This window comes from Aneurinibacillus sp. XH2 (genome assembly GCF_001439585.2).
GTDB lineage: Bacteria > Bacillota > Bacilli > Aneurinibacillales > Aneurinibacillaceae > Aneurinibacillus > Aneurinibacillus thermoaerophilus.
Window position 1 is genome coordinate 3,650,411 of sequence record NZ_CP014140.1, and the last position, 9,590, is coordinate 3,660,000.

Annotated in this window: 12 protein-coding genes, 1 rRNA gene and 1 other annotated feature (2 of these 14 running past the window's edge); of the genes, 2 read left to right on the plus strand and 11 right to left on the minus strand. The window is 43.2% G+C overall.

The annotated features are described in order from the left end of the window. Window positions 1–67 (minus strand) — a binding site (T-box leader) (it extends 166 nt beyond the left edge of the window). Window positions 68–525: 458 nt separating this feature from the next. Continuing rightward, entirely contained in the window at window positions 526–774 is a 249-nt protein-coding gene (locus ACH33_RS18320) for an AbrB/MazE/SpoVT family DNA-binding domain-containing protein (protein ID WP_057897149.1), read from the plus strand. Between the two features lie 40 nt (window positions 775–814). Here the strand turns inward: ACH33_RS18320 and rsmI are convergent, their stop codons facing one another. The 10 genes from rsmI to ACH33_RS18370 form a co-directional block, all read right to left on the minus strand. Continuing rightward, on the minus strand, window positions 815–1,705 hold the full coding sequence (gene rsmI, locus ACH33_RS18325) for a 16S rRNA (cytidine(1402)-2'-O)-methyltransferase (protein WP_057897150.1): 891 nt from the start codon (window positions 1,703–1,705) through the stop codon (window positions 815–817). Between the two features lie 2 nt (window positions 1,706–1,707). Then, on the minus strand, window positions 1,708–2,466 hold the full coding sequence (locus tag ACH33_RS18330) for a tRNA1(Val) (adenine(37)-N6)-methyltransferase (RefSeq protein WP_057897151.1): 759 nt from the start codon (window positions 2,464–2,466) through the stop codon (window positions 1,708–1,710). A 100-nt stretch (window positions 2,467–2,566) separates the two neighbouring features. Next, the gene (gene yabA, locus ACH33_RS18335) at window positions 2,567–2,941 is read right to left on the minus strand and encodes a DNA replication initiation control protein YabA (RefSeq protein WP_057897152.1); all 375 of its coding nucleotides are present in this window, start codon (window positions 2,939–2,941) and stop codon (window positions 2,567–2,569) included. Between the two features lie 21 nt (window positions 2,942–2,962). Then, window positions 2,963–3,775, minus strand: coding sequence for a PSP1 domain-containing protein (locus ACH33_RS18340; RefSeq protein ID WP_057897153.1), 813 nt, complete (start codon window positions 3,773–3,775; stop codon window positions 2,963–2,965). Window positions 3,776–3,779: 4 nt separating this feature from the next. Next, window positions 3,780–4,772 (minus strand): DNA polymerase III subunit delta', encoded by a 993-nt coding sequence (gene holB, locus ACH33_RS18345; RefSeq protein WP_236781929.1) that lies wholly within the window; start codon window positions 4,770–4,772, stop codon window positions 3,780–3,782. Between the two features lie 18 nt (window positions 4,773–4,790). Next, window positions 4,791–5,234, minus strand: coding sequence for a YaaR family protein (locus tag ACH33_RS18350; protein ID WP_236781930.1), 444 nt, complete (start codon window positions 5,232–5,234; stop codon window positions 4,791–4,793). Window positions 5,235–5,313: 79 nt separating this feature from the next. Further along, entirely contained in the window at window positions 5,314–5,955 is a 642-nt protein-coding gene (gene tmk / locus ACH33_RS18355) for a dTMP kinase (protein ID WP_057897155.1), read from the minus strand. A gap of 47 nt (window positions 5,956–6,002) precedes the next feature. Next, complete coding sequence (locus tag ACH33_RS18360) at window positions 6,003–7,475, minus strand: aminotransferase class I/II-fold pyridoxal phosphate-dependent enzyme (RefSeq protein WP_082706139.1); 1,473 nt, start codon at window positions 7,473–7,475, stop codon at window positions 6,003–6,005. Between the two features lie 65 nt (window positions 7,476–7,540). Then, on the minus strand, window positions 7,541–7,726 hold the full coding sequence (locus ACH33_RS18365) for a sigma factor G inhibitor Gin (RefSeq protein WP_057897157.1): 186 nt from the start codon (window positions 7,724–7,726) through the stop codon (window positions 7,541–7,543). Between the two features lie 51 nt (window positions 7,727–7,777). Then, window positions 7,778–8,548: a hypothetical protein gene (locus ACH33_RS18370; RefSeq protein WP_057897158.1), complete on the minus strand. Its 771-nt coding sequence runs from the start codon at window positions 8,546–8,548 to the stop codon at window positions 7,778–7,780. 87 nt (window positions 8,549–8,635) lie between these two features. Here ACH33_RS18370 and ACH33_RS18375 point away from each other — a divergent pair, with 87 nt between their 5' ends. Continuing rightward, complete coding sequence (locus ACH33_RS18375) at window positions 8,636–9,193, plus strand: hypothetical protein (protein ID WP_057897159.1); 558 nt, start codon at window positions 8,636–8,638, stop codon at window positions 9,191–9,193. 124 nt (window positions 9,194–9,317) lie between these two features. On the opposite strand, the gene ACH33_RS18380 is transcribed toward ACH33_RS18375, so the two are convergent. Further along, window positions 9,318–9,590: ribosomal RNA gene (locus ACH33_RS18380) — 23S ribosomal RNA — on the minus strand; it runs 2,663 nt beyond the window's last position.

A 9,590-nucleotide genomic window follows, 5' to 3' on the forward strand; every position in this document is an offset into this window, starting at 1 on the left:
CGGTTTCCACCCATCCCGGCTCTCTGTAAAAAGTACACGCGATTACTCTTCCCATCATCGTTTTGCATATATTATCCATAATATATGATTTCCTTTTCCTTTTATTCTATACCTTACCTGTCAGTCTTCGTCAAGTCTTATGTTAATCCCTCACTATATTATCCTTTTATTCCCTTTTTTGTCGAATTAATAACTACGAGTGTTTGTGTTTTTGTCGAAAAATCTGCATCAAGATTTATCTATTTCACAGAATATTTTTGTATTATTTTAAAATAAGGTATAAATTTAAAATAAATTCAGTCTTATATACTGTTATATATTTTATACATATATTACATTTTAAACACTATATTTCCTTTATTAGTATTTTTTTACATATATTGAGATTTTTTTATAGTATAATCCCAGTAAATGGTTGACCTCATCGAAAAATGCTGTTAGGATAGTGATAAAGAAAGTATGTCGAATTTTGACGATAAAAATAATGAATAAATTCGGGTAATTACGAGAGGAGATATAGTAAACATGAAATCAACTGGTATTGTAAGAAAAGTAGATGAATTAGGTCGTGTCGTAATTCCAATCGAACTCCGTCGTACATTGGGTATTGGAGAAAAAGACGCTCTTGAAATTTATGTTGACGGCGAACGCATCATGTTAAAAAAATACGAGCCAGCCTGCATCTTCTGTGGAAGCACAGAAAATACGATAACGTACAAAGGAAAAATTATCTGTGGTTCCTGCATATCTGAAATACCCACGCAAAAAGCATAACATAAATGAAGAAAAATAAGCTTCCTAACAATCGGGAAGCTTATTTTTCTTTCTGATGATAAGCGTTGTACACTTCCCGCTTAGGAAGTCCACGTTCTTCTGCTGTTTGCTTCAGCGCCTCCTTCTTCGTCAACCCTTTTTCAATATAAACATCTACATGGGATACAATGTCGAGTCCTTGCCACCATTGCTCTAACTGGCCTGCTCCCTGTTCTCCTTCATTTCCTTCTACGATAACGGTAAATTCGCCGCGGATTTCCTCCTGCTCGTTCAGAAAATCAAGCACTTCCATTATCTCTCCCCGCACAAATTCTTCATAGCGCTTCGTTAATTCTCTCCCTAGCGCCACTTTGCGTTCACCAAGCACTTCCCTTATTTCAGCCAAAGTTTTAATGATACGGTGCGGCGCTTCATAGAAAATAAGCGTTTCTGGATATGAACGAAGTCGCTCTAGTTCCTTCCGGCGCTCCTTGTTATCACGCGGAAGAAAACCACGGAACAAAAAACGATCTGTCGACAGTCCGGAGGCAATCAACGCGGACAGCCCGGCGTTTGCTCCCGGTACGGGGATTACAGGAATGGATTCGTCAACCGCATCTCGAACCAACTCTTGCCCCGGATCTGAGATCGCCGGAAGCCCAGCGTCGCTTACAAGCGCTATCGATTTTCCTATTTTTAATAAGCGAATAATTTCCGGCCCACTAGCTGCTTTATTATGTTCATGATAACTAATAAGTCGCGTCCCAATTTCAAAATGGTTAAGCAACTTGCGTGTCTGCCGGGTGTCCTCCGCTGCGATAATATCCACTTCCTGAAGCACGCGAATGGCACGAATGGTCATATCATCCATATTGCCTATAGGAGTTGCTACAAGATATAGCTTGCCCTTTCCGTCATGATCGCCGGAAGCAAAGCTTTTCTGTACAAACATACCTACTCCTCCTTCCTGTCGCCATAATAAATCGAATGAATTTCGTCACAGTATTCCCCGTTCTCTTTATAAACGATCAATGGTGGAAGTACTTTTACATCAGGTTTTCCGTCCCGAATTCCTTCAATTAATACCATGTTGGCTTCCATCCCTGGTTTTGGATAGACGAGCCGAATCCGTTTCGGTTCGATACGGTATTTACGCATCAACGTCATTAAATCTCCCAAACGTCCGGCACGGTGTACATATGCTACTTTTCCGCCTGGGCGAACTAGCTTGCTGCTTATGCGAATCACTTCTTCAAGCGTCAGTAAGATTTCATGGCGTGCGATTGCTACATGGCTGCTTTTATTTTTCTCCCCACCAACAACCGGCATATACGGTGGATTACATGTCAGGGCGTCATAACTCCCATTCCGCAGAAATGTGAGTGCCTCTTTTACATCCCCATGATAAATTGTAATTCTGTCTTCTAACCCATTCAGCGCCACGTTGCGCTTGGCCATATCGTAAAGCCTCTCTTGTATCTCTACGGCATCAATCGGACATTCTGTACGCACGCTTAACAACAGAGGAATGACGCCGTTGCCGGTACATAAATCAATAATCCGACCCCTTTTTATCGGAAGAGAAGCAAAGCGGGCCAGCAGCACGGCATCAAGCGAAAAGCAGAATACTTGTTTACTCTGAATAATTTTCATATCTTTGGTTAGCAAATCATCAATTCGTTCATCCGAATACAACCTTACATTTTCTACCATAAGAGTTCCTTTCTATGAATGAGAAAAATTCGGAGGCTTATGCTCGCCAAAAATGAAAAGTGTTTAAAAAACGACCCGCGTACAACTCGGGTCGTTTCCGTTATCCTTGTTTATTTAAAAAAGCTAGGCAAAACAAGCAATCTCCATCCGTGCGTACACTTCCGTAATGCACGTTGCAGATATGGAAACCTTCCTGGTACAAACGTGCCAGGTTATCATATCCTTCACCGACAACCAACCTTTTCTTTTTATCCTTTCGCGTCTTTATGACACTGCTCTGGAGCTTTTCCTTCTTTTCCAGTTCGATTTCCCGCTGCTGCAACCGCTCCCTAAGGTGTTGATTCTCGAGCAAGAGATTTTTATTTTCTTCCATAAGCTCCAGCATCGCGTTCTTCAAGTGGCCGATCTCCTCGTATAGCCCTCCGACCTTTTCCTCAATCAAAGCGAGCTGGTGAAACATGCTTTGTTTGTTCACAATCCCCACCTCAGTTGTTCTCTACTGCACCTTCTCCACTACGCTAATCTCTTCAAAAGGCAGTTCCATAATTCGCTCCGCTTCATATAGATCCACCTGAACTTTTTTCTCCAAGATGTTAAGACCGACAACACGACCATACCCCATCGCTGTCACCACTTCTTTTCCTATGTCCGGAAGCTCTTCTTTCGCGCTCTCATAGTTATCGCTTTCATATTTGAGACAGCACATAAGCCGTCCACACAAACCGGAAATCTTCGCAGGATTCAGCGACAAATTCTGGTCTTTCGCCATCTTGATGGACACCGGTTCGAAATCGCCGAGAAACGTGGAGCAGCAGAGAATGCGACCACAAGGCCCTATTCCGCCAAGCATCTTCGCTTCATCACGAACACCAATCTGGCGGAGCTCAATACGCGTGCGGAAAATAGCGGCTAAATCTTTGACGAGTTCACGAAAATCGACACGTCCTTCTGCCGTAAAGTAGAAGATGATTTTGTTCTTGTCAAACGTATATTCCACATCGACCAGCTTCATTTCTAGGTTGTGCGCAGCAATCTTCTCCTGACAGATGCCAAACGCTTCCTTTGCCAGCCGCTTGTTTTCTTCCACCTGAAAACGGTCCTGCTCATCAGCAATGCGCAATACTTTTTTCAGTGGTAGGACAACATCATTTTCGTCCACCTGCTTACGCCCGATAACCACCTGCCCATACTCCACGCCTCGCGCGGTCTCCACAATCACAAAATCGTTGATTTCAATCGAGAAATCACCAGGATCAAAATAATATATCTTCCCCGCTTTTTTAAAGCGGACACCTACAACATCAAACAAAATGTTATCCCTCCTGCAGACGAAGCACCATATCTTCCAAGGATAACTGCAGGTTCGCATAATGCGTAAGCCTGTTTTTTGTTACCAGGATTGTCCCCATTCCATCCACAAGTCTACGCTGACTCATACGCAGTGCCTGTTTCTGAATGGGCTCCATCTGATCTTTATTCGTAATCTGGGATTCTTTTCCCAGTGAAAAAAACAACAAATCACGAAACCAGAGCAAAAACAAATCAAGAAACAGGTCGATTTTGTCAGTCGCCTTCTCTTGTTTGAGAAACTTATCATGAATGGTGACAAGGGCATATGTGCCCCTTTCAAGGATGTCCTCACTTAATTGTATCACTAGGCTTCTCAACTGCGCAAACGATTCTGTTTCACAAAGTCTACGTGCCTCTTCAACATCGTTGGCGATCTGCGCTGCAGCGCGAGCCAGACCAGGCTTTACGCCCGCTTGCTCGAGTTCTTTGGCAATGATTTCAGGCGAGGGAGCTGCAAATGTAATAATCTGACAGCGGGAAAGAATAGTAGGAAGAATATCCTGTATTCGACTGGTTAATAGAATGGCAACAACCCCCTGCGGAGGTTCTTCGAGAAATTTCAGCATTCTGTTGGTGGCTTCCTGGTTCATTTTGTCGGCTTCATCCATAATATATACTTTATGGCTGGACTCTGCCGCCCTGTAGGAGAATTTTTTCTGCAAGTCCTCAACTTGCTTAATTCGAATGATGTTTCTCTCCGGTTCAATCCAATGGACGTCAAAATGATTTCTTTCTTCAATCAAACGGCAATTTTTGCATATGCCGCAACTATCTCCATTCTGCTTCAGACAAAAAATAGCCTTGGCGAAATGTTTAGCCACTTTCTTTTTGCCCGCCCCTTTAGGGCCAGAGAACAAATATGCGTGCGATAAACGATTATGTTTTAGGCTGCGATATAATAGTTCAGCGACCTGTTTTTGCGCTGGAAACTCGCTCCACATGGTACCAATCCACACTTCTTTCGTTTGGTTTGCTTACATGTACATATTAATAAGCAGGCCCCGAATTTCGCCTATTGTATCTAAAATGCTGATACTCTTCTTCTCTTTTTTCAATACGGCATCCGTTACTTCCGTAAGCTTTTTATCAACCTCGGTAATCATTTTATATACCTTGCTGCGGCCGCGACGGTTAAAACCGTGGCGTTCTTCCAACGCGACCCCGTGTTTGACCACCTCTTCCATAAAGCTTTTGACAAGCGCTTTATATTCTTTCAAATCTTTAATCGTGCGGGAACGGGCTAACCGTTCTCCCTGCCTGTCAATTTTTTCGATGAGTCTGTTGAATTTCTCTATGTCCAATTGTCCGCTTTGGAACTGCATAACCTCGTCAAATTCGACGTAATACTGAGGCAACACCTTCTGCTTCGGTTCAACCCCCTGTATTTTGTCGAGCGGCATATTTTCCCCAATTCGCATGAAATCCACCCTTTTCTTTACTTTATTTGTTACTACTAAATCAGCTTTTTCCGCTGGCCTATTGTGAAAAGGGAAAGCGTTACTGTCTATTTGTCAGATAATGCAGAAAATGATCGCGCACTTCTTTCTGTATTGTCTCAATGCTGCGCGCCGCGTTGATTTTTACAATTCTATCCGCGTATTTACGACAGATTTCCGCAAACCCTTGTCTTACTTTTTGATGATATTCAGCCGGTTTACTTTCAATACGATCCGGTCCCTTATAAGCTGCAAAACGCTGCTTTAAACGCTCGCGGCTAATCTCTGCTGGTAGATCCAAAAAATACGTTATATCCGGTGTCAATCCACCAGTAGCAAACTGGTTAATATTTATGATTTCTTCCAGCGGCAGCCCAAGGCCGTAGCCTTGATACGCTAGACTGGCATCAACGAATCGATCACATAATACAATTTTTCCTTCTTCCAGCGCCGGAATAATTTTTTCACGGACATGCTGAGCCCGCGACGCAGCATATAACAACACTTCAGTTTGGTGCCTCATCTCGCTGTTTTTCGGATCTAAGAGCAGCGCCCGGATGCTGTCGCTAATGCCTGTGCCCCCAGGCTCCCGGGTCAGTAGAACATTGTGGCCCTGTTCACGGAGAAACTCGTACAATAGCTTAATTTGTGTAGTCTTGCCCGCTCCGTCAGCCCCTTCAAATGTGACAAAGCAACCCTTCAACGGCGCACTCCTCCCTTATTTCGTATGATGTTATCATATACAAAAAACTACAGGCTGACCAGTACAAAGATTCCCTCTACTGTTTCATCGGACGTCCCCTGAAAATACCCTCCTGCCCATTTTATCTCCTGTATGATATTAACATGTTCTTCGGTAATTTTTTCCCCGGGTACAAGCAGCGGAACACCAGGCGGGTAAGGAATGACCATTTCCGCGCTGCACCATCCAATGGCTTGTTCAAGCGGCACGCGTTTTTTATGGAAATGGAAGGCTTCCTGCAAAGAGATCGATGGCTTAACCAATCGCCCAGGTCTCGTAAAAAAAGCGTTGGTACGGTTCCGTGTCCGTCTTTCTCCCGGCATGTTAGCCAGCTTCTTTTCAAGTTGCAAAACGGCGTTTATGACCTTTTCTATTTGAGTCACCTCATTATGAATGGGAAAAACAAGGACAACATTACGCAGATCTGCCATCTCAGCTACAATCCCCATTTCCTCCAGCCATTCAAGTAACTGGTACCCGGTAACGTTAAAATGGCGGCTTGTCAGCACCCATTTTAACGGGTCACGAGTATATACCGTTTTCCCATCTATTTCGGACCAGATAAAAAGATACTCAAGTTTCCTAGTAAGATCGAGCCGTGCTTGTTCAAGCTTTTCTACTGTAGCGACTAATTGTTTCCTTCCTTTTGTCACAAGATAGCGGCGTGCCACATCCAGCGAAGCCATCAACGGATACGAAGGGCTACTTGACTGTATCATTGAAAGTACCCGTTTCAATTTTTCTCGTGGAATGCGGGTTCCCTGTATGTGCAGCATGGACGCCATAGTCATGGCAGGAAGCATTTTATGCGTTGATTGAACGACCAAATCAGCTCCTGCTTTTAAAGCAGAATCTGGAACATTCAATGCCTGACTAAAGTGGGCACCATGCGCTTCATCTACAATGAGCGGGATTCCCGCTTGATGGCAAGCTTCCGCAATTTCTGCCACATTTTGTCCCATACCGTAATAATTAGGATTGGTAATCCAGACCGCTTTGGCACTCGGATATTTCTTAAGGGCTACTTTTACATGTGTTGCACTGATTCCTGTCGCTACCTGTGTATCCGGTTCAGTATAAGGCGTAATAAACACCGGGCGCGCGCCAGCCAGCAACAAACCATTAAAGATCGATTTATGAGCATTGCGCTGGACAAGGATCGTATCTCCAGGAGCACATAGCGTAAGAGCAGCGGCAAGATTGCCCGCCGTGGAGCCTCCGATAAGAAAAAATGTTTCAGCGGCACCGAAAGCATCCGCAGCCATCTCCTGTGCCTCGGCAATAACTTCGGCAGGATGGTGAAGATCATCAAGCCCGCTCACTTCTGTTGCGTCTATTTTTAAAATGGAGTAGAAATGATTGTCCGCTTCCTTATCAAATACGTTCCCATCTTTATGTCCGGGTACGTGCAGTGATATATGCCTGTTTCTCTCGTATGCGCAAAGCGCTGCGTATAGCGGCGCAATTGTATGGTTCATCATGATTTCCCCCTTCGTCTGTCCCAATTCTCACCATAAAAGAAACCCTCCTTGATTTCAAGAAGGGCTTACGCGTTTTGTTTCAACCATATTCTTCGCATTTGACGAATAAAAAAATGATATCTATCTTCGGAAGCATCTGTTTTTATGATCTCCTGTTCACACCGATGGCAGACAAATGATCGAAAAATAAAGATTCCTCGTTCTTCCTCATGACCACATACAATGCAGCTATGGTCTTCCTGCTCCGTCATCAATTATCACCTTCATCTTTTTTCAGCTATTTTTCCCTATTCTTTTTATTTTTATACATAAAAACGGCCAAAACTAATATATTGATACCCTATTTGCTCCATTTCCTCCGGCTCATATAAATTACAAACATCAATTACAATGTTTTGTTTCATCAAACTTCTTCTTATATACCATTCTTTAACAGGTATCGAAACGAAAGCTTGCTGTTTTTCTAAAATGATAAGCGCATCGACTCCTTGAAGCGCCCTCCATTTGTCCTGATACAAAATACAGGGAAATTTCATGTCGTCTTTATCTTCATCATGCATAGAAAATAAATGAATATCAGCCCCTAAGAAGTGTAAGGATGTAACCGCTTCATACACGAATGGAGTCTCCGCATTTCCCCAGACACCTAACGAAACGTTTCCAACACTTTTTTTGTTAAAATCACGCTCAATTCGAAAAGCAAAAAATAAGGAAGCGGTCTTCAATAACCAATTAAGAATCAACTCTCCATTCTCCTGTTCCCTTGTCTGTCCAATAGCGGGATCTAACCCCAAAGCCCTGCGCACCATAATAAAATCAGCCCCGTGTTCTTGGCAGTGCTGATATAATTCCGTTTCCTGCAAAAGACCAAGGCGATAAAAACAATATACATTTTTTACTACTTGGGCCTCTTTAACCGGCATCATAAGCAAAGGCACATTCATTCTGCTTAAAGAACGTCGCAACCGTGTTACTTCTTTTGGACGAATACTTTTTACTCCTAAAATGATGGCCTTAATACCGTCAGGGGTAGCTAAAGGTACAATAATCTCGGGGTCTATTTTATCATACAAAATCCCCACTCCTTTTCCGATAAAGAAAATAGTAGCCTGCTTATCTTCAGCAAGAATTTGTACATTATTTAAGGAAGGTATTAAGAATTGATACAGGAAAAAAATGATAAAGGAAGACTGGAAAAGGAAAAGTCAACAATCTACAGCCATACCCTTCATTACCGCTACCGTTGGAAGCCGTCCATGATGATTTTACAGGCCTTACTTATATTTTTCCTGCTTTTTGTCGCCGAACGATACTTTAATGCTACAAGCCAGCACCTATTATATTCCTTTGGATATTTTATAATCATATGGATACTTCAGGGAATTTCATTCTTCCTTTACTGCTTTGTCTCATCGCTTCCAATGTGTTGGCACATTGATGGGTTTTTATCTCCTTGGGGCGGATGGAGGACAAAATTACCTTTATCCATCTCCAATTACCAGCAAATTGAGTGGATGTTTTTCTCTATCGGCACGGCTGTCAGCTTGTTGGTTACAGCATGGTGGAGCGTACAATACGGCTTTTTAATGCTCAGTTACCATATTACGCTTAGTATACCTCGGATCGTTACAGTATTACGTATACAGAAATGGAAAAACGAAAAAAAATCGTACGTTATTAAATATGAGCGACAGGGAATCGGTTTGTATTCTACATAAACTTTCCCTTAGTAACAAAAACCCCCTTATCCAGCTTGCAATTGGATTGGATAAGGGGGTTTTTCTATTATACCTTGAAAACTGAATCAAAAGAAACATGACGCACAGGACATCCAGTCTATCTTTGGTTAAGCCCTCGACCGATTAGTATTCGTCAGCTCCACGTGTTGCCACGCTTCCACCTCGAACCTATCCACCTCATCATCTATAAGGGGTCTTACCAGCTTACGCTGTGGGAAATCTCATCTTGAGGGGGGCTTCACGCTTAGATGCTTTCAGCGCTTATCCCGTCCGCACATGGCTACCCAGCTGTGCTCCTGGCGGAACAACTGGTGCACCAGCGGTGCGTCCATCCCGGTCCTCTCGTACTAAGGACAGCTCCTCTCAAATTTCCTGC

Excerpts from the sequence above, each read along its gene's own strand:
- ACH33_RS18320 (WP_057897149.1), top strand. The coding sequence starts at position 526 with ATGAAATCAACTGGTATTGTAAGAAAAGTAGATGAATTAGGTCGTGTC.
- rsmI (WP_057897150.1), bottom strand. The coding sequence starts at position 1,705 with ATGTTTGTACAGAAAAGCTTTGCTTCCGGCGATCATGACGGAAAGGGC.
- ACH33_RS18330 (WP_057897151.1), bottom strand. The coding sequence starts at position 2,466 with ATGGTAGAAAATGTAAGGTTGTATTCGGATGAACGAATTGATGATTTG.
- ACH33_RS18350 (WP_236781930.1), bottom strand. The coding sequence starts at position 5,234 with ATGCGAATTGGGGAAAATATGCCGCTCGACAAAATACAGGGGGTTGAA.
- ACH33_RS18360 (WP_082706139.1), bottom strand. The coding sequence starts at position 7,475 with ATGATGAACCATACAATTGCGCCGCTATACGCAGCGCTTTGCGCATAC.
- ACH33_RS18365 (WP_057897157.1), bottom strand. The coding sequence starts at position 7,726 with ATGACGGAGCAGGAAGACCATAGCTGCATTGTATGTGGTCATGAGGAA.